We start from the raw sequence: 19,459 nt of genomic DNA on the forward strand, positions 1-19,459 counted from the left end.
TATCTGGCGTTGACTTTTGGCACGCTGTTGAGTTCTCAAGGAACGGACGCTTCCTTCGTACTCACCCGAGAGACTCTCTCAGGCTTTCCTCCGGGTGCTTCCCTTCGGTGTTTCCGACTCTATCAGATCTTTTCTCGATCCGATTTCCTCGGCGCTTTCCAGGTTCCCGCTCCCGCGTTTCCCTTTCCGGCGGCTCCGACTTTATCAGAGACTCTGAGTCGGAATTTCCACCCTGCCGGGGTGGTCCCTGACGCTCGGTGGCGCCGGGTTCCCCCGCTGGCGGAGCCGTAAACGTACTGGAGCGGGGCCCCTCGATGCAAATCGAGGGGCCCCGCTCCCGGTTCACCTGCATGAGGACTTGACCAGGCGTCAGACCTCAACCACCACGGGCAGGATCATCGGCCGACGCCGGTAGGAGTCCGAGACCCACTTGCCCAGGGTCCGCCGGATCAGCTGTTGGAGCTGGTGTGGCTCGACGACGCCGTCCTGGGCGGAGCGCTCCAGCGCCTCCGTGATCTTCGGAAGCACATCGCCGAAGGCGGAGTCCTCGATGCCCGAGCCGCGGGCCTGCACATGGGGGCCACCAGTGATCTTGCCCGTCGAGGCGTCTACGACGACGAAGACCGAGATGATGCCCTCGTCGCCGAGGATCTTGCGGTCCTTGAGCGCCGGCTCCCCGACGTCGCCGACCGAGAGGCCGTCGACGTACACGTATCCGGCCTGGACCTTGCCCGAGATCCTCGCCTTGCCCTCGACGAGGTCGACGGCGATGCCGTCCTCGGCGATGACGATCCGGTCGTGCGGGACACCCGTGAGCGCGCCCAGTTCGGCGTTCGCCCGCAGATGGCGCCACTCGCCGTGGACCGGCATCAGGTTCTTCGGGCGGCAGATGTTGTAGAAGTACAGCAGCTCGCCCGCGGACGCGTGGCCCGAGACGTGCACCTTCGCGTTCCCCTTGTGCACGACGTTGGCGCCCCAGCGGGTCAGTCCGTTGATCACGCGGTACACCGCGTTCTCGTTGCCGGGGATCAGCGACGAGGCGAGGATCACCGTGTCGCCCTGGACGATGCGGATCTGATGGTCGCGGTTCGCCATACGCGACAGCGCGGCCATCGGCTCGCCCTGCGAGCCCGTGCACACCAGCACGACCTCGTCGTCCGGCAGGTCGTCCAGTGTCTTGACGTCCACCACCAGGCCGGGCGGCACCTTGAGGTAGCCGAGGTCCCGCGCGATGCCCATGTTGCGGACCATGGAGCGGCCCACGAAGGCGACCCGGCGGCCGTACTCGTGCGCGGCGTCCAGGATCTGCTGAATGCGATGGACGTGGCTGGCGAAACTCGCCACGATAATCCGCTTGCGGGCGCCCGCGAAGACCTGGCGCAGGACATTGGAGATGTCGCGCTCGTGCGGGGTGAACCCGGGAACCTCGGCGTTGGTGGAGTCGGCGAGGAGAAGGTCGATGCCTTCCTCGCTCAGCCGCGCGAACGCGTGGAGGTCGGTCAGACGGTTGTCCAGCGGCAGCTGGTCCATCTTGAAGTCGCCGGTGTGGACGACCATGCCGGCCGGGGTCCGGATCGCGACCGCGAGGGCGTCCGGGATGGAGTGGTTGACCGCGATGAACTCGCAGTCGAAGGGGCCGACCCGCTCCCGCTGGCCCTCCGCCACCTCGAGCGTGTACGGGCGGATGCGGTGCTCCTGGAGCTTCGCCTCGATCAGGGCGAGGGTCAGCTTGGAGCCGATCAACGGGATGTCGGGCTTCTCGCGCAGCAGGTACGGGACGCCGCCGATGTGGTCCTCGTGCCCGTGGGTGAGGACGATGCCCTCCACGTCATCGAGGCGATCGCGGATGGACGAGAAGTCCGGCAGGATCAGGTCGATTCCGGGCTGCTCCTCCTCGGGGAAAAGCACTCCGCAGTCGACGATCAGCAAGCGGCCGCCGTACTCGAAGACGGTCATGTTCCGGCCGATTTCCCCGAGGCCACCGAGCGGGGTGACCCGGAGGCCACCTTCCGGGAGCTTCGGCGGAGGGCCGAGTTCAGGATGCGGATGACTCAAAAGACTCTCCTCACCACGCACGCCACGTACCTGTAGGGGCACGTGGCGCGCGTGACGTTCGTGCAAAAGCAGTTGTTGTGTGGGGTGCAGGCTCCTGGGTCCTGCCTATTCAGTTGTGAAGTCCGTGTCAGAGCTCTACCCCGCCGGCAGCAAGATCGATCTTGAGCTGGGCGGTCTCCTCGGGCGAGAGCTCGACCATGGGCGCGCGCAGCGGTCCGGCGGGCAGGCCCTGAAGCGCGAGCGCCGCCTTGGTGGTCATCACGCCCTGGGTGCGGAACATGCCGGTGAAGACCGGGAGCAGCTTCTGGTGGATCTCCAGTGCCTTCTGGACGTCACCGCTGCCGTAGGCCTCGGCCATCGCCCTCAGCTCCGGGGTGACGACATGGCCGACCACCGAGACGAAGCCCACCGCGCCCACCGAGAGCAGGGGCAGGTTGAGCATGTCGTCGCCGGAGTACCACGCGAGGCCGGACTGGGCGATGGCCCAGCTGGCGCGGCCGAGGTCGCCCTTGGCGTCCTTGTTGGCGACGATCCGCGGGTGCTCGGCGAGGCGGACGAGGGTCTCCGTGGTGATCGGGACACCGCTGCGGCCCGGGATGTCGTAGAGCATGACCGGCAGCTCGGTGGCGTCGGCGATGGCCTTGAAGTGCCGGTACAGGCCCTCCTGCGGGGGCTTGTTGTAGTACGGCGTCACGGTGAGCAGTCCGTGTGCGCCGGCCTTCTGCGCCGCGCGCGCCAGCTCGATGCTGTGGTGGGTGTCGTTCGTGCCGACACCGGCGACGATGTGGGCGCGGTCGCCGACCGCCTCCAGGACGGCCCGCACCAGGTCCGATTTCTCCGCATCGCTGGTGGTGGGCGACTCGCCGGTGGTGCCGTTGATGATCAGGCCGTCGTTGCCTGCGTCCACCAGGTGGGCGGCGAGCCGCTGCGCGCCGTCGAGGTCGAGTGCGCCGTCCGCCGTGAACGGCGTGACCATGGCGGTGAGGATCCGCCCGAAGGGGATCTGCGGAGTGGAGGTCGGAGCCATGGCGTACACGCTACTCGCTGCTCACGGCGAGGTCTGCCCTCGGGGTGCGGGGAAAGTCCGGACAAAGGTGGAACCCGGCACTGCCTGCTCGGGGGTTCAAGCAGTGCCGGGTCCGTTTGATCAGGCTAGATGAACTTCTCGAAATGCCGCAATACGGACACTTCGCTCGACTGACCGCACATCTGTACCGGGCCCATGAGCACGCGCGGGGTTACGGCGCCACGCGACCATTGGCATTGAAGGCGCCGTGGGTGAGAGGCATGAGCTTGGCCCACTCCGCCTCCATCCTCTCGCCGACCATCTCGATCTCCCGCTGCGGGAACGAGGGCACCTTGGCCAGTTCGTGCTGGGTGCGCAGGCCGAGGAAGTGCATGAGCGAGCGAGCGTTGCAGGTCGCGTACATCGACGAGAACAGGCCGACGGGAAGGACCGAACGGGCGACCTCCCGGGCGACACCGGCGGCGAGCATCTCCTGGTACGCCTCGTACGCCTGCGCGTACGTGTCCTCCATGACTCGGCCCACCAGCTCCTGCTGCGCCCGGGTGCCCTCCACGAACCGGTACTGCCCGGGACGGCCCTCCTGGACGAGCTTGCGGGACTCGTCGGGGACGTAGAAGACCGGCTGGAGCTCGCGGTAGCGCCCGCTCTCCTCGTTGTACGACCAGCCCACGCGGTGCCGCATGAACTCGCGGAAGACGAAGATCGGGGCGCTGATGAAGAACGTCATCGAGTTGTGCTCGAAGGGGCTGCCGTGCCGGTCCCGCATCAGGTAGTTGATCAGCCCCTTGGAGCGCTCCGGGTCCTTCCTCAGCTCCTCGAGCGACTGCTCGCCGGCGGTGGAGACACGGGCGGCCCACAGCACGTCGGAGTCGGCCGCGCTGTGCTTGACCAGCTCGACGGTGACGTCGCTGCGGAAGCTGGGCTTGAGGTCGTCGGCGGGGGTGTCGGTCACGGCGTAGAGGATCCTTCCCATCACAGGCTCGGGCGGCGCCCACTCTACGGCCCGGCACCGACAACGGGGCGTTCGGTGCGGGTTCACGACATTCGCCGGCGAAGTTCGGCGAAATCGGCGAAACAGGGCACCTTCCGCCGGTTTCGCGCGTCTATATGAGTGACGTCGCCCCGTTCGGGTCACCCGGTCCTCCACCAGCCCCGGGAATCCCGGTCCCTTCGAGCCACCAGAGGAGATGCGCTCCCCATGTTCCGTCGGCGCGAGCCCGTACCGTTCGCCTTCCTCGCCGAGGCCGACTCCTTCCGCAGCAATGTCACGCGCCCGCCCCGTGAGCGTGCCTCGGTCGGCCAGATGGCCGGGCGCTGGCTGATGGGGCTCACCATCGTGGCCGGGCTCGTGGGCGCCCTGGTCATAGGCATGCCGTCGATGTCGCACCAGTCGCCCGCGGCTACGCAGCACTCCGAGGCCTCCGACGGACGCTGAGACGCCTCTGCCGTCCGACTGGCGCACAGGTGCACCCCCTCGGCCCCCCGAGGGTGGTGAGCCAGGACACGGCTCGATAGCCTCACCGGGCACAGCCCCATGAGCGAGTGAGGATCAGCCGTGCCCCTGCCCTTTCTGACGGCCGACCGTGCTTTCGAGCAGGCAGCGGACGACACCCCGCTGCCGTATGACGACCGCGACCGCTGGCGGCGCCCCTACCGCCCCGGCCCCTGGCGGGTGGGAGTGGCCGCGCTTCTGCTGCTCCTGGCCTCGTATGTGCTCTTCGCGGCCGTCGTCATCGCGCTCACGGGCACACTGTCGGGCGCCGTCACGGTCTTCGCCATCGCGCTGGTCGTCATCGCCGGGGCCCTGCGGCTGCTGCGCATGGGCGTCTGGGTGAGCGCTCGAGGGCTGCGCCGGGTGGGCTTCTTCGCCACGCGTACGACACCCTGGGAGCGGGTCGTCTCGGTGCGGACGGCCCAGCAGCCGGTGCGCTGGCTCGGGCTTCCGCGCACGGTGCAGGGACAGGCGCTGGTCCTCGTACGCAAGGATCGTCCGGCCGGCGAGCTGCCGCCGCTGCTGACCACGCACGGCGCCGACTTCCTGGCGCGCCCGCAGGCCTTCGACCGGGCGGCGGACACGGTCGAGGCGTGGGCAGCGGAGTACGGCCGGGTCTGACCCGCCAGGAGCCCGTCCGTGGGCGTCCCGACGCAGGGCCTGCCGTGCGACGACAAAGACGAAGAGGGGCCGCCCGCTGACGCGGGACGGCCCCTTGGTCGTCCGTGCCGGCCACACTTCCCCGACGGCCGGTCGTCGGGCCGGGGCGGGCGCGGCCTGTCGCCGGGCGGCGACGGCGGTCGTCAGCGCGTGACCGGCCTGCCCTCGTGCAGGGCGATCGCCCGCTGCATCGCCTTGCGGGCCCGGGGCGTGTCGCGGGCGTCGTGGTAGGCGACGGCCAGCCGGAACCAGCTGCGCCAGTCGTCCGGGGCCGCCTCCGTCTCCGCCCTGCGCCGGGCGAAGACCTCGTCGGCGGAGTCGCGGTCGATCCGGCCGCCGGGAGTGCGCCTGAGTTCGTCGACCGGCAGACCGCCCTCGGCGTCCAGCTCGGCGGCGAGCCGGTTGGCCTTGCGGACGAACTGGGTGTTCTTCCACAGGAACCACACGCCGATGACCGGCAGGATCAGCACCGCGATGCCGAAGGGGACGGTGACCGCGGTGCCCGCCTGGATCAGCAGCACTCCACGGCTGCCGACGAGGACGAGGTAGACGACCAGGACGGCGGCCGTGACGGCGTAGGTGAGCTTCGCGCGCATGGACGGCCGCTTCTACTTCAGGTCGAGGAAGTGCTCCAGGCCGAAGGTGAGGCCCGGAGTGGTCACGACGCGGCGGACACCGAGCAGGATGCCCGGCATGAAGCTGCTGTGGTGCAGCGAGTCATGGCGGATGGTGAGGGTCTCGCCCTCGCCGCCGAGCAGCACCTCCTGGTGGGCGAGCAGACCGCGCAGCCGGACCGCGTGCACCGGCACCCCGTCCACGTTCGCCCCGCGGGCGCCGTCCAGAGCCGTCACCGTGGCGTCCGGCTGCGGGGCGCTACCCGCCTTCTCCCGGGCGGCGGCGATGAGCTGAGCGGTGCGCGTGGCGGTGCCGCTGGGGGCGTCCACCTTGTTCGGATGGTGCAGCTCGACGACCTCGACGGACTCGAAGTACGGGGCGGCCACCTCGGCGAACTTCATGGTCAGCACGGCGCCGATGGAGAAGTTCGGGGCGATGAGGACGCCCGTCTCCGGCGACTGGGCGAGCCGGTCCCTCAGCTGCGCGAGGCGCTCGTCGGTCCAGCCCGTCGTGCCCACCACGGCGTGGATGCCGTGCCGTACACAGAAGTCGAGATTGTCCATCACCGAGGCCGGCGTGGTCAGCTCCACCGCCACCTGGGCCCCCGTGTCGACGAGGGTCTCCAGCTGGTCGCCCCGGCCGAGTGCCGCCACCAGTTCCATGTCCTCGGCGGCGTCGACGGCCCGTACCGCCTCAGCACCGATCCGGCCCTTGGCGCCCAGGACCGCCACGCGCAGCTTGCTCATCTCTCTTGCTTCCTTACCGGAGGGGATTACGCGACCGCATCGTGCAGACGGGACGCCTGCTTGTCCTTCAGCGGGCCGATGACCGACAGCGAGGGCCGCTGCCCGAGCACGTCCCGGGCCACGGACCGGACGTCGTCCGGGGTGACCTCGGCTATCCGGCCCAGCATGTCGTCGACGGACATCTGGTCGCCCCAGCACAGCTCGCTCTTGCCGATACGGTTCATCAGCGCGCCCGTGTCCTCCAGCCCGAGGACCGTGGAACCGCGCAGCTGACCGATGGCACGGGCGATCTCGTCGTCGGACAGGCCGTGCTCCGCCACATGGTCCAGCTCGTCACGGCAGATCTTGAGGACGTCGTGCACCTGGCTGGGGCGGCAGCCGGCGTAGACGCCGAACAGGCCGCAGTCGGCGAAGCCGGAGGTGTACGAGTACACGCTGTAGGCGAGGCCCCGCTTCTCGCGGACCTCCTGGAACAGCCGGGAGGACATCCCGCCGCCGAGCGCCGTGTTCAGCACCCCGAGGGCCCAGCGACGCTCGTCGGTGCGGGCCAGGCCCGGCATGCCGAGGACGACATGCGCCTGCTCGGTCTTGCGGGACAGCAGCTCGACCCGGCCGGTGGTGCGGATGGCGCGGCGGCCGTCACGCGGTCCGAGGGGCTCGGCGTCGGACCGGGTGAGCGCGCCGGCCTTCTCGAAGGCGGCCCGCACCTGGCGTACGACCTTGGCGTGGTCGACGTTGCCGGCGCACGCGACCACCAGGTGGGTGGGGTCGTAGTGCTTGCGGTAGAAGCGGCGGATCCGGTCCGCGGTCAGGGCGTTGACCGTGTCGACCGTGCCGAGGACCGGGCGGCCGAGCGGGGTGTCGCCGAGCATCGTGTGCGCGAAGAGGTCGTGCACACAGTCGCCCGGGTCGTCCTCCGTCATCGCGATCTCCTCGAGGATCGCGCCGCGCTCGATGTCGACGTCCTCCTCGCGGATCAGCGAGCCGGTGAGCATGTCGCAGACCACGTCGATCGCCAGCGGCAGGTCGGTGTCGAGCACGCGCGCGTAGTAGCACGTGTACTCCTTCGCCGTGAACGCGTTCATCTCGCCGCCGACCGCGTCGATCGCGGCCGAGATGTCCAGCGCGCTGCGCCGTTCCGTGCCCTTGAAGAGCAGGTGCTCGAGGTAGTGCGTGGCGCCGTTCAGGGCCGGCGTCTCGTCGCGCGAACCGACATGCGCCCAGATGCCGAACGTGGCGGAGCGCACCGAGGGGAGGGTCTCGGTGACGACACGCAGTCCGCCCGGAAGGGTGGTCTTACGGACAGTGCCGATGCCGTTCACCCCCTTGATCAGGGTTTGGGTACGGGCGACGGCCCGCGCCTCCGAGGAGGTGCGGGCCGTCGCCTTGAAGCTACGGGACGTCACTTGTCGGTGTCGTCCTTCGCGTCGTCGCCCGCTTCCGCTTCCTCGCCCTCGATCACGGGGATGAGGGAGAGCTTGCCGCGGGAGTCGATCTCGGCGATCTCGACCTGGACCTTCTGGCCCACGGCCACCACGTCCTCGACGTTCTCCACGCGCTTGCCGCCGGCGAGCTTGCGGACCTGCGAGATGTGCAGCAGACCGTCCTTGCCCGGGAGCAGCGAGACGAACGCGCCGAAGGTGGTCGTCTTCACGACCGTGCCCAGGTAGCGCTCGCCGACCTCCGGCATGGTCGGGTTGGCGATGCTGTTGATCGTGGCGCGGGCGGCCTCGGCGGACGGGCCGTCGGCGGCACCGATGTAGATCGTGCCGTCGTCCTCGATCGTGATCTCGGCGCCGGTGTCCTCCTGGATCTGGTTGATCATCTTGCCCTTGGGGCCGATGACCTCACCGATCTTGTCGACCGGGATCTTGACGGTGATGATCCGCGGGGCGTGCGGGGACATCTCGTCGGGCCGGTCGATGGCCTCCATCATCACGTCGAGGATGTGGAGACGGGCGTCGCGGGCCTGCTTGAGGGCCGCGGCCAGGACCGAGGCCGGGATGCCGTCCAGCTTGGTGTCGAGCTGGAGGGCGGTCACGAACTCCTTGGTGCCGGCGACCTTGAAGTCCATGTCGCCGAAGGCGTCCTCGGCGCCGAGGATGTCGGTCAGCGTCACGTAGTGCGTCTCGCCGTCGATCTCCTGGGAGATCAGACCCATGGCGATACCGGCGACCGGGGCCTTCAGCGGCACACCGGCGTTCAGCAGCGACATGGTGGAGGCGCACACCGAGCCCATGGACGTCGAGCCGTTGGAGCCGAGGGCCTCGGACACCTGACGGATCGCGTAGGGGAACTCCTCGCGCGCGGGCAGGACCGGGACCAGGGCGCGCTCGGCGAGGGCACCGTGGCCGATCTCGCGGCGCTTGGGGGAGCCGACTCGGCCGGTCTCGCCGGTGGAGTACGGCGGGAAGTTGTAGTTGTGCATGTAGCGCTTGCGCGTCACCGGGGAGAGGGTGTCGAGCTGCTGCTCCATGCGCAGCATGTTCAGCGTGGTGACGCCCAGGATCTGGGTCTCGCCGCGCTCGAACAGGGCCGAGCCGTGCACCCGCGGGATGGCCTCGACCTCGGCGGCCAGGGTGCGGATGTCGGTGACACCGCGGCCGTCGATGCGCTTCTTCTCCTTGATGACGCGCTCGCGGACCAGGGTCTTGGTCAGCGAGCGGTACGCCGCGGAGATCTCCTTCTCGCGGCCCTCGAACTCCGGCAGGAGCTTCTCGGCGGCGAGCTGCTTGACGCGGTCCAGCTCGCTCTCGCGCTCCTGCTTGCCGGCGATGGTGAGCGCCTGGGCCAGCTCGGGGCGGACGGCGGCGGTCAGCGCCTCCAGGACGTCGTCCTGGTAGTCGAGGAAGATCGGGAACTCGGCGGTCGGCTTGGCGGCCTTCGTGGCGAGGTCCGCCTGGGCCTTGCACAGCACCTTGATGAAGGGCTTAGCGGCCTCCAGACCGGCGGCGACGACCTCCTCGGTCGGGGCCTCGGCCCCGCCCTTGACCAGCTGGATGGTCTTGTCGGTGGCCTCGGCCTCGACCATCATGATCGCGACGTCGCCGTCCTCCAGGACGCGGCCCGCGACGACCATGTCGAAGACGGCGTCCTCGAGCTCGGTGTGCGTCGGGAAGGCGACCCACTGGCCGTTGATCAGCGCGACGCGGACGCCGCCGATCGGGCCGGAGAAGGGCAGACCGGCCAGCTGCGTGGACGCGGACGCGGCGTTGATCGCCACGACGTCGTACAGGTGGTCGGGGTTGAGGGCCATGACGGTGGCGACGACCTGGATCTCGTTGCGCAGGCCCTTCTTGAAGGACGGGCGCAGCGGGCGGTCGATGAGCCGGCAGGTGAGGATGGCGTCCTCGGAGGGACGGCCCTCACGGCGGAAGAAGGAACCGGGGATCTTCCCGGCCGCGTACATCCGCTCCTCGACGTCGACCGTCAGCGGGAAGAAGTCGAGCTGGTCCTTGGGGCTCTTGGACGCGGTGGTGGCCGACAGGACCATCGTGTCGTCGTCCAGGTACGCCACGGCGGAGCCGGCGGCCTGCTTGGCCAGGCGGCCCGTCTCGAAGCGGATCGTACGGGTGCCGAAGGAGCCGTTGTCGATGACGGCCTCGGCGTAGTGGGTCTCGTTCTCCACTAGCGTTTTCTCCTCGTCTTCGTCCCTCGCTGCCCGTGTGGCAGGGGGACGGTGGCGGAGAAGCGCGCCATCCGGTGCGGGCCGGTCTTCGATCGAAGCACCCGGGGCTCGCTTCCCCCCGGGGGCCACTACCGAGGACCGGCGGCGGCGAGGTGCGCTTCTCCTCGTTCGGTGTGCGGGGCTGCGGCCGGGGCTCCGGACGCTCCTCGCACGGTGTCGTACGTCGTGCGTTCTGCTACCACACTACAAAGTGGCGGTGACAGTCCGCACGTACAGCAAAGGGAGCGGTCCCCTTCGTTTGGGAACCGCTCCCTTCACGGCGTCTTACTTGGCGCCCGCCGCACCACGGCGGATGCCGAGGCGGTCGACCAGCGCACGGAAGCGCTGGATGTCCTTCTTGGCCAGGTACTGCAGCAGACGGCGGCGCTGGCCGACCAGGATCAGCAGACCACGGCGGGAGTGGTGGTCGTGCTTGTGGGTCTTGAGGTGCTCGGTCAGGTCCGAGATGCGGCGGGACAGCAGCGCGACCTGGACCTCGGGGGAGCCGGTGTCGCCCTCCTTGGTACCGAACTCGGCCATGATCTGCTTCTTCGTAGCGGCGTCGAGCGACACGCGTACTCCTCGTAGTCTTCATCAGTGCCTCCGAGTGCCCCTGGTCTTCGTCTCAGGGGAGCTTCCGTGACTCGGGAGGCGGGGATCCGCTGGGCGCGGCCTCCGGACCCTGGGCGCACAACCGCTCTCGCCTGGGCCGAAGGTGCGTACACACACGGTCGTGACCACAGTACCAGCCTGGCATCGGTGCCCCGGCCCAGGTACGGCGCGGGTGGGGAGGGGCGGGCGGGCCTCAGAGCGCCCGCAGGAGCTGGTCGGCGACGGCACAGGCGACGAGCCCGGTCCCCAGCAGCCAGGTGCCGATGCGGGTCCGGCCACGGCGGCTGAGCTCGACGACCACGCCGCACAGGACGAGGGCCGCGCCGTAGACACCGACGGTCAGGAGCGAGGGTTGTTCGCGCAGCCCCAGGACGAGGGTGACGGCGATCGCGGCCATGATCGTCCCGGCCACGGCGATGCGTATACGGCGTGCCTGCCGTGGGCTCCATGGCCGGCGCCGCTGATCGGGCTCCTCGGTCTCCCCTGTGAGCCCGGTCTGGTCGACATCGGCTTCTTCGCCGCTGGTGTCGACGTCTTCGTGGTCGGTCGAGGTCATGGAGGCAGCGTAGAAGCGGAGCCGTGGGTCGCGCCGACAATAACCGCGATCATGCCGGCGGTCTCCTGGCCGGCGCTCGGCCACCCGCCCGGCTCGGAGGGTCACCACAGCCGGAAGGCGAAGCCCGTGGTGGCGAGGCCGACGACGAGGATCACCGGTCCGATGACGTAGTTGCCCCACTTCCTGCGGCCCTGAGCGCGCCAGAGGGCGAGGGTCACAGCGACCCCGGCGACGACGATCAGGCACCCGGCGATCCCGAGAAGCGCCAGGAAGAAGCCGCCCCAGGTGGCCGGGTGGTCCGGGTTCGGGGTCCAGGTCGCCGCAAGTCTCATGTCGTCGACAGCTCTCACTCGTCCTCGGCCAGGTCCTGGATGTCCGACTCGATGCCCGAACCGGCGGCGTAGACGCCCGTGTTCAGGGTGGTGCCCACGGTGTTCCTGAAGGCGTTGTCGGCAAGCTTGCCCCGGTCGCTGAGGTTTTCGCCGCCAAGGCTTCCATGCTGCTCCAGGGCGTGGTTGACGCCGTGGTTCTGGGCGTTGCCGAAAGCACCGGTCGCAGCGTTCGTGAGCGCGTCCTGGCCCATCGTCGAGCCGTCCTGGTCGTTGGCGATGTCGGCCGTGAGGCCACCTGCGACGTTGCCCACCGCACCGTTGACCGTGGTGCCCAGCAGACCGTCGCCCCTGAGGATATTGCCCGCCACGCCGGTCAGCTCCGCCGTGCCCGCCAGCGCCGCGCCGCCCCCGGTGAACGCGGCCGTCCCGCCGGCGGCCCAAGCGCCGCCGGCGAGGTCGTCCCCGACGGTCACGGGCTGACCGTGCACGGCCTGGTTGAGCATCATGCTGCCGGAGTCGGCGACGAAGTTCGTGACCAGGCTCTCGCCGCCCTTGGTGAGGAACTTCGCGCTGAACCGAGCCACCTTGGTGAGGACCCTGGCCAGCGTCGCCGCCCCTTCCTCGGTGAGCGCGGCGAATCGCTCCAGCAGGGCCGCCACCTTCTCGGCGGCCGAGGTGAAGAGCTTCACCAGGTCGACGATCCTGGCGATCCGGGCGGCCACGGCGGTGTTCGCGACCAGGTCGGAGAGGAAGCCGGTGAAGAAGGACAGCGCAGCGCCGGCCACCTCCATCTCGGCGATCTCGACGCAGATGTCGATGATCTCTTCGTTGATCTTGTCGATCTCGTCGGCGTACGCCCGCAGCCCGTCGGCCACCTGGTGGAAGTTGTGCGCGACGTCGGTGATGACCCGCCTCTGCTCCTGCCAGTGTTTCTCGAAGGCGTCGCGGGCGTCGCCATGCCAGCCCTGACGATCGACCCCCGCGATCGCGACATCGAGGGCGTGTACGACATCGGTCAGCTCGGTACCCATGGCGTCCCAGGCACGGGCGATCGAGCGGAGCGTCTCGCCGTCCCCGCCCGGCAGCTCCACCCCGCACGCCTCGAGGATCTCCAGCACCTTGCCGTCGATCCAGCCGTTGACGCTCACGCCGGACCACCCGCCCGCCGGGTCGCGGCGTCGAGGTGGCCGATGGCGGCCTGGTCGGCCTGTTGGTAGTTGGCGGCGTTGACGCGCAGCCGGTCGCCGTCGCTGCCGAGCACTCCGGGGAGCTGCCCCAGCGCCTTGATGGTGCCGGCCAGCAACTTCTGGTACTTCTCCGCCGCGCCGTCGCAGGCGCCGAGCAGACCGAAGGCCTCCCCGACCTCGGACGCGGTCGCCGCGAAGGTCTCGATCGGGCCGGCCAGCCCTTTCGCTTCCCTGTCGAACTTGCCCGCAAGGTCTCTCAGCGTGTCGGGATCGACGCCGAACTGGCTCATCCCACTCCCCCGTTGTCGAGTACGTGATCAACGAACGTACCCGCGAGGGTGATGTGCGAAGGAGGACGTTTACGCGTTCACGACGCCACGCTGGCGCGACTTTTGCCCGTCCCCCGGGGAGACTCCGCACGTACGGCGACAAGTGACACTCCGTACGTACGGCGACCACTGACACTCCGTACGTACGGCAACCAGTGACACCCCGCACGTACGGCAACCAGTGACACCCCGCACGTACGGCAACCAGTGACACTCCGTACGTACGGCAAAGGGGACGGCCCCCCGGAGTGGGAACCGCCCCCTTCAGGGCCTCATGCCCGGGATCCACCGCACCCGCGGCGGATGCCGAGAGGCCCGACCGGCGTACGGAAGCGCCGGCTGTCCCTCCCGGGCGGGTGGTAACGCCGCCCGCCGAGCGGTCGTCAGACCCCGCCGCGCACCTTGCCGTAGACATCGAGAACGGCCAGGCAGACCGGGACCAGGGAGAGCAGCACCAGGGAGTCCGCGAGGTCCAGCATGCGGCCCCAGAAGGGGGAGAGCCCCTTCTGCGGCACGATGAGGGCGATCGAGATCAGCAGCAGCACGCCGGCCGCGACCGAGGCACCGAGCCACAGGGTCCGTACGTCGACGGGACCGGTGTTGCCCTGCGCCAGCTCGACGAGAATGTCGGTCGGGGGCGAGATCGCCAGGCCGAGCACCAGCAGGCCGAGTGTGACGACACCGGCCACGAACAGGCACGTCACCTGGGCGGTGTAGCGGAACAGACGGGCCCGCAGCATCGCGGCGAGGCCGGTGCACAGGGCGAGGAGCTGGGCCCAGCCGCTGTCGCTGAAGCCGAGCACCGCGCCGCCCGCGCCGATGATGACGGCGGCGCAGCCGCCGACGAGGCCGAGCAGCAGTTCGTGGCCCCGGCTGGTCTGGGCGACGATGCGCTGGACGTCGACCGCCTCCAGGTCGCCCTCCCGGCCCTCGCGACGGGCCCTGGCCAGGTCCTCCGGATTGCGGAAACCGATCGGCAGCTTGGCGAAGCGGGCCGACCAGCCGGGCAGGAAGCCGACGACGGCCAGCGCGACGACCGCGGTGCCCGCGGCGATCTCCCGGGGCTTCGCGTCGGTGAGCACCCCGCAGAACACGGCCAGCGTGCCGATCGCGGCGGCCAGCGCGGCGGCGACGAAGGGGGCGTCCCCCTGCGGCAGCAGCATGATCAGCACGATGGAGAAGAGCAGCACCGCCACACAGCCGACGAGGAACTGGATCCTTCCGGGGCCCTCACCCGCGTGCTGGGGGATGACGCCGGAGCCAGCGATGAGCGCGTGCGGCAGGGCCGAGACACCGAGCGCGACGGCGGAACCGCGGTCGTCGTACACCCGGGCCCGCACACCGGCGAGCGCCGTCAGGGCGAGGGCGACCACACCGGCGAGGATGCCCTGGAGGCCGTGCATGTCGTGCCGTATCGGATCCGCGAACCAGAAGACGAAGCCGAGCATGATCAGCAGCAGTGCACCGGAGACCAACCCGGCGACCCGCATCAGGTTGTCGTTCCAGCTGCGGAGGTCCTGCTTGACCGCGGCGGCGATCGCGTCCACCACGTCGTCGTGCACGGCCGGCGGCAGCGAATCGGCGAAGGTGCGCAGCAGCAGCACTTCGCCGTCCTTGACCCGGTGCTCCAGCAACGACCGGCTGGCGTCGAGCACTTGCCCCTCGCGGCTCACGAGGTGGTAGCCGGCGGGGCTGGTATCCGGCTGGACCAGGCCCGAGAGCCTGACGATCTCGGGAAAGAGGTCCTGGATCGGCAGGTCCTCCGGCAGCGCCACATCGACACGACTGTCCGGCGCTGCGATGGTGATTCGGCAGAAACCTGTCGAAGTCCCCGTGCTCACCTGGTAGTTCCCCCTGCTAGACAAGGCTTCTTCACGTCTTTTTCACGTCTTCGCGCCGCGCGTACGACACGGAGCGCCACCCTATCCGTTGCCGCCTCGGGCACGGGGCCTGCCTACCTCTTTTCCCCCAGGACCCGCCAGGCATCTCCATCGTCCTGCCTCCTTGGCGCCCCGCGCGCATCAGTAGGATCGACGCCTGCGCGGACGACGCCTACGCGAACGAGAACAGGTCGCGGTACACGGGGGCGTCGGTACCAAGACGTGTCAATCGCGAAGGAAGAGTGCATCGGTGAGCGTCGTCATCATCAAGCGGCCGCCGCGAACAGCGCCCCCGGTCGTCCCGGACGGCGAGATCAGACTCGAGACGCCCCCCGAGATTCCGCGAGAGGGCGAAGAGAGCATGCTGATGACCCTGCTGCCCATGATGGGCATGCTGGGTTCCGTCGGCTTCTTCTTCATGCCGGGCCTCCCGTCCTATATGCGGGTGGTCGGCGGTCTGATGCTGGCCTCGACCGTGGCCATGGCGATCGCCCAGTTCGCCAAGTCCCGTCAGGGCGGCGGCGCCGGCATGGCCCAGGACCGGCGTGACTACTTCCGCTATCTCGAGCAGGTCCGCAAGGACGTACACAAGACCGCCGACCTGCAACGGCGCAGCCAGCTCTTCCAGCATCCCGAACCGGACCAGCTGTGGGCGCTGGCGGCCGACGGCAGGCGGCTGTGGGAGCGGCGCCCGACCGACGGGGACTTCGCCTCCGTACGGATAGGCCGCGGCACCCAGCAGCTCAACACTCCGCTCGTCGCCCCGGAGACCGCGCCCAAGGAGGAGCTGGAGCCGCTGACGGCGGCGGCCATGAAGGCCTTCCTCGACGCGCACGGCAGTCTGTCCGACCTGCCCGTCTCCGTCTCCCTGCGGGCCTTCTACCATGTGACCTTGTGCGGAGACACCGACACGGTCTACGGCAACGCCCGTGCGACCCTGGCGCAGCTGACGACGCTGCACTCGCCGGAGGACCTGCTGGTCGCCGTGGTGGCGCACCCCTCCGCGGCGGCGGACTGGGACTGGATCAAGTGGCTTCCGCACAGCCAGCACCCGAAGGCCAAGGACGGGGCGGGCTCGGCCCGGCTCCTCTTCGACGACCTCGGTGAGCTGGAGGAGGCGCTGGCGGACCAGCTCGCGGACAGGCCCCGCTGGAACCGGGACGCGCCCCCGGTCTACGACCAGCCGCACCTGGTCGTGGTACTCGACGGCGGCACGGTGCCGCCGGACTCCGAACTCGCCAGTGTCGAGGGGCTTCAGGGCGTCACCTTCCTCGAGATCGCCCCGGGAGAGCTGGAGGAGGAGCTGCGCGCCGGTCTGACGGTCTACGCGAGGCCCAAGGGCATGCGGCTGTTCGTCGGCCACGAGTCCGCGTACACCGGCAAGGCCGATGTGCTGAGCGCCGCGCAGGCCGAGTCCCTGGCCCGGCAGCTCGCCCCCTTCCGGGTCGGCTCGGCGGAGGAGGGCGAACCCCTCCTGTCCAACCTGGACTTCACCGACCTCATGGGAATCGGCGACGCGGGTTCCGTCGATGTCTCGCGCACCTGGCGCCCGCGCACGCTGCACGAACGGCTGCGGGTGCCGATCGGAGTCGGCGAGAACGGCGAGCCGGTCATGCTCGACCTCAAGGAGGCCTCGCAGGAGGGCATGGGCCCGCACGGCCTGTGCGTCGGCGCCACCGGTTCCGGCAAGTCGGAGCTGCTGCGGACGCTGGTGCTCGGTCTCGCGGTGACGCACTCCTCGGAGACCCTGAACTTCATCCTCGCGGACTTCAAGGGCGGTGCGACCTTCGCGGGCATGGCGGACATGCCGCACACCGCGGCCGTCATCACCAACCTCGCGGACGACCTCACCCTCGTCGACCGTATGCGCGACGCCATCACAGGTGAGATGCAGCGCCGTCAGGAGCTGCTGCGCACGGCCGGCAACTACGCCAATCTGCACGACTACGAGAAGGCCCGGGCGGCGGGCGCCGCCCTCGAGCCGATGGCCTCCCTGGTGATCGTGCTCGACGAGTTCTCCGAACTCCTCACCGCCAAGCCCGACTTCATCGACATGTTCATCCAGATCGGCCGTATCGGCCGTTCGCTGGGTGTCCATCTGCTGCTGGCCTCGCAGCGCCTGGAGGAGGGCAAACTGCGCGGCCTGGACACCTATCTGTCGTACCGGATCGGTCTGCGCACCTTCTCCGCCGCCGAGTCCCGTACGGCGATCGGTGTCCCGGACGCCTACCACCTGCCCTCGATCCCCGGATCCGGCTATCTGCGGTACGACACCGACACCATGGTCCGCTTCAAGGCCGCGTATGTGTCGGGGGCGTACCACGGCGAGGGCCCGTCCCGCGTGAACCGCTCCACCCAGCTGCGGCCCGCGCTGTTCACGGCGGAACACGTGGCGCTGCCCGTGCAGCCGGTGGTCGAGGAGCCGGAGGCCGACAGCGGGGTGGACGACGCGCTCGCCGACACCGTCCTGGACGTCATCGTCGGCCGGATGGTCAACCAGGGACCGCCCGCCCACCAGGTGTGGCTGCCCCCGCTGGAGGAGGCGCCCTCGCTGGAGCAGCTGCTCCCGCAGCTGGCCGTCACCCCGGAGCGTGGCCTGACCGCGCCCGAGTACACGGCACTCGGCCGGCTCAATGTGCCGGTCGGTCTGGTGGACAAGCCGTTCGAACAGCGCCGCGACGTGCTGTACCGGGACTTCTCCGGCGGTGCGGGCCACGGTCTGTTCATCGGCGGCCCGCAGTCCGGCAAGTCGACGCTGCTGCGCACCCTCGTCTCGTCGTTCGCCCTCACCCACACACCCTCCGAAGTGCAGTTCTACTGCCTGGACTTCGGCGGTGGCGGTCTGATCGCGATGGAGGAGCTGGCGCACGTCGGCGGGGTCGCGGGCCGGCTCGACGCGGAGAAGGTACGCCGTACGGTCAGCGAGGTCGAAGGCATCCTGAACGCGCGCGAGGAGTACTTCCGCGCGAACAGCATCGACTCGATCCAGACCTACCGGCAGCGCAGGGCCGCGGGGCTGCTGCCCGACCAGCCCTGGGGAGACGTCTTCCTCCTCATCGACGGCTGGGCGACCTTCAAGATGGAGTACGAGCTGCTGGAGGCCGCCGTCACCGACATCGCGACGCGCGGTCTCGGCTTCGGTGTTCATGTGATCCTGACCGCCAGCCGCTACACCGAAGTGCGGCCCGCGCTCAAGGACATGCTGCAGAACCGCATCGAGCTGCGCCTCGGTGACCCGACCGAGTCGGAGATCGATCGCAAGGTCGCCCAGAACGTGCCCAGCACCATGCCGGGCCGCGGTCTCAGCCTGGACAAGCTGCACTTCATGACGGCGCTTCCCCGGGTCGACGGCTCCTCCGAGACGAAGGACCTGTCGGAGGCGACGACGATCCTCGTGCGCGGTGTCAACGACAACTGGGCGGGCAGCCATGCTCCGTCCGTACGGCTGCTGCCCACCCTGCTGCCGGCGGAACGGCTGCCCAAGGGGTACGAGCACCCGGAGCGCGGTGTCGCCATCGGCATCGACGAGTCGGCGCTCGCACCGGTCTTCGTCGACTTCGAGACGGACCCGCACTTCATCGTGTTCGGGGAGAGCGAGTCCGGGAAGTCCGCGATGCTGCGGCTGCTCATCAAGCAGATCACCGAGCGCTACACCCCGGAGCAGGCGAAGATCGTCATGGGTGACTACCGGCGCGCCCACCTGGAGGGGGTGCCGGAGTCGCACCTGTCGCGCTACTGTGCGTCGGCGCCCGCCCTGACGGAGACCCTGGAGGGCCTGGCCGGTTCGATGAGCCGGCGCATGCCGGGCCCGGACGTCACGCCCGAACAGCTGCGCAACCGCAGCTGGTACAGCAGCCCGGACGCGTTCGTCATCGTCGACGACTACGACCTGGTGGCGACGGGCATGAACCCGCTGGCCCCGTTGCTCGAGTACCTTCCCTTCGCCCGCGACATCGGCCTGCGTGTCATCATCGCGCGTTCCTCGGGCGGCGCCAGCCGTTCGCTGTACGAGCCGGTGATGCAGCGCCTGCGCGAACTGGGCGCCCAGGGCATCGTGCTCTCCGGCGATCGCACGGAGGGCGCACTCCTCGGCAACATCACCCCATCCCAACTGCCGCCGGGGCGCGGATACTTCCACACACGGCGACGCGGGGGGCAGCTGATTCAGACCGGGTGGCTTCCCGCGCGGTTCTGAGCCCCCATCGAGCCCGGCACGGCGACCGGAGGGGCGGCACCCGAGTGGTGCCGCCCCTCCGGCGAGTGTGGGGTTGGAGGGGAAGAGGGGCCGGAGGGGGGTGACG

The 19,459-nt window shown here is 69.6% G+C and carries 16 protein-coding genes; 3 read left to right on the top strand and 13 right to left on the bottom strand.

The annotated features are described in order from the left end of the window. Window positions 1-369: 369 nt before the first annotated feature. From ACIP94_RS37285 to thyX, 3 genes are all read right to left on the bottom strand, one after another. Window positions 370-2,055, bottom strand: coding sequence for a ribonuclease J (locus ACIP94_RS37285; RefSeq protein ID WP_402436219.1), 1,686 nt, complete (start codon window positions 2,053-2,055; stop codon window positions 370-372). Between the two features lie 127 nt (window positions 2,056-2,182). Continuing rightward, complete coding sequence (gene dapA / locus ACIP94_RS37290) at window positions 2,183-3,082, bottom strand: 4-hydroxy-tetrahydrodipicolinate synthase (RefSeq protein WP_402436222.1); 900 nt, start codon at window positions 3,080-3,082, stop codon at window positions 2,183-2,185. Window positions 3,083-3,293: 211 nt separating this feature from the next. Next, a complete protein-coding gene (thyX, locus tag ACIP94_RS37295) occupies window positions 3,294-4,034 on the bottom strand; it encodes an FAD-dependent thymidylate synthase (RefSeq protein ID WP_402436225.1) in 741 nt (246 codons plus the stop codon). A gap of 246 nt (window positions 4,035-4,280) precedes the next feature. Between thyX and ACIP94_RS37300 the strand changes: the two genes are divergently transcribed. Together ACIP94_RS37300 and ACIP94_RS37305 are read left to right on the top strand one after the other, a co-directional pair. Further along, window positions 4,281-4,517 carry a hypothetical protein gene (locus tag ACIP94_RS37300; protein WP_402436228.1) on the top strand — a complete coding sequence of 79 codons (237 nt, stop codon included), beginning with the start codon at window positions 4,281-4,283 and terminating at the stop codon, window positions 4,515-4,517. Window positions 4,518-4,637: 120 nt separating this feature from the next. Then, window positions 4,638-5,195: a hypothetical protein gene (locus ACIP94_RS37305; protein WP_402436231.1), complete on the top strand. Its 558-nt coding sequence runs from the start codon at window positions 4,638-4,640 to the stop codon at window positions 5,193-5,195. 182 nt (window positions 5,196-5,377) lie between these two features. Here ACIP94_RS37305 and ACIP94_RS37310 read toward each other — a convergent pair whose 3' ends face one another. From ACIP94_RS37310 to eccD, 10 genes are all read right to left on the bottom strand, one after another. After that, on the bottom strand, window positions 5,378-5,830 hold the full coding sequence (locus ACIP94_RS37310) for a hypothetical protein (RefSeq protein ID WP_402436234.1): 453 nt from the start codon (window positions 5,828-5,830) through the stop codon (window positions 5,378-5,380). Between the two features lie 12 nt (window positions 5,831-5,842). Continuing rightward, window positions 5,843-6,595, bottom strand: coding sequence for a 4-hydroxy-tetrahydrodipicolinate reductase (dapB, locus tag ACIP94_RS37315; RefSeq protein WP_402436238.1), 753 nt, complete (start codon window positions 6,593-6,595; stop codon window positions 5,843-5,845). A gap of 26 nt (window positions 6,596-6,621) precedes the next feature. After that, the gene (locus ACIP94_RS37320) at window positions 6,622-8,001 is read right to left on the bottom strand and encodes a M16 family metallopeptidase (RefSeq protein WP_402436241.1); all 1,380 of its coding nucleotides are present in this window, start codon (window positions 7,999-8,001) and stop codon (window positions 6,622-6,624) included. After that, a complete protein-coding gene (locus tag ACIP94_RS37325; RefSeq protein WP_402436244.1) occupies window positions 7,998-10,223 on the bottom strand; it encodes a polyribonucleotide nucleotidyltransferase in 2,226 nt (741 codons plus the stop codon). The genes ACIP94_RS37320 and ACIP94_RS37325 overlap by 4 nt, the downstream gene beginning before the upstream one ends. A 324-nt stretch (window positions 10,224-10,547) precedes the next feature. After that, window positions 10,548-10,835: a 30S ribosomal protein S15 gene (rpsO, locus tag ACIP94_RS37330; protein ID WP_031484852.1), complete on the bottom strand. Its 288-nt coding sequence runs from the start codon at window positions 10,833-10,835 to the stop codon at window positions 10,548-10,550. A gap of 232 nt (window positions 10,836-11,067) precedes the next feature. Next, window positions 11,068-11,430 (bottom strand): hypothetical protein, encoded by a 363-nt coding sequence (locus tag ACIP94_RS37335; protein WP_402436249.1) that lies wholly within the window; start codon window positions 11,428-11,430, stop codon window positions 11,068-11,070. A gap of 101 nt (window positions 11,431-11,531) precedes the next feature. Beyond that, a complete protein-coding gene (locus ACIP94_RS37340; protein ID WP_402436251.1) occupies window positions 11,532-11,762 on the bottom strand; it encodes a hypothetical protein in 231 nt (76 codons plus the stop codon). A gap of 14 nt (window positions 11,763-11,776) precedes the next feature. Next, window positions 11,777-12,910, bottom strand: a complete 1,134-nt coding sequence (locus tag ACIP94_RS37345) for a WXG100 family type VII secretion target (RefSeq protein WP_402436253.1) — start codon at window positions 12,908-12,910, stop codon at window positions 11,777-11,779. Further along, complete coding sequence (locus ACIP94_RS37350) at window positions 12,907-13,239, bottom strand: type VII secretion target (RefSeq protein ID WP_402436256.1); 333 nt, start codon at window positions 13,237-13,239, stop codon at window positions 12,907-12,909. The genes ACIP94_RS37345 and ACIP94_RS37350 overlap by 4 nt, the downstream gene beginning before the upstream one ends. A 422-nt stretch (window positions 13,240-13,661) precedes the next feature. Then, window positions 13,662-15,119 (bottom strand): type VII secretion integral membrane protein EccD, encoded by a 1,458-nt coding sequence (gene eccD, locus ACIP94_RS37355; RefSeq protein ID WP_402436259.1) that lies wholly within the window; start codon window positions 15,117-15,119, stop codon window positions 13,662-13,664. 289 nt (window positions 15,120-15,408) lie between these two features. On the opposite strand from eccD, the gene eccCa reads away from it, so the two are divergent. After that, window positions 15,409-19,353 (top strand): type VII secretion protein EccCa, encoded by a 3,945-nt coding sequence (eccCa, locus tag ACIP94_RS37360; RefSeq protein WP_402436262.1) that lies wholly within the window; start codon window positions 15,409-15,411, stop codon window positions 19,351-19,353. The last annotated feature ends 106 nt before the right edge of the window (window positions 19,354-19,459 follow it).

Origin of the sequence: Streptomyces sp. NPDC093261 (genome assembly GCF_044753645.1) — a bacterium.
Classification (GTDB): domain Bacteria; phylum Actinomycetota; class Actinomycetes; order Streptomycetales; family Streptomycetaceae; genus Streptomyces.

What these genes read in the sequence shown, in the direction of transcription:
- ACIP94_RS37335 (WP_402436249.1), bottom strand. Translation starts at nt 11,430, where the DNA reads ATGACCTCGACCGACCACGAAGACGTCGACACCAGCGGCGAAGAAGCC.
- dapA (WP_402436222.1), bottom strand. Translation starts at nt 3,082, where the DNA reads ATGGCTCCGACCTCCACTCCGCAGATCCCCTTCGGGCGGATCCTCACC.
- ACIP94_RS37350 (WP_402436256.1), bottom strand. Translation starts at nt 13,239, where the DNA reads ATGAGCCAGTTCGGCGTCGATCCCGACACGCTGAGAGACCTTGCGGGC.
- ACIP94_RS37310 (WP_402436234.1), bottom strand. Translation starts at nt 5,830, where the DNA reads ATGCGCGCGAAGCTCACCTACGCCGTCACGGCCGCCGTCCTGGTCGTC.
- ACIP94_RS37340 (WP_402436251.1), bottom strand. Translation starts at nt 11,762, where the DNA reads ATGAGACTTGCGGCGACCTGGACCCCGAACCCGGACCACCCGGCCACC.
- ACIP94_RS37300 (WP_402436228.1), top strand. Translation starts at nt 4,281, where the DNA reads ATGTTCCGTCGGCGCGAGCCCGTACCGTTCGCCTTCCTCGCCGAGGCC.
- dapB (WP_402436238.1), bottom strand. Translation starts at nt 6,595, where the DNA reads ATGAGCAAGCTGCGCGTGGCGGTCCTGGGCGCCAAGGGCCGGATCGGT.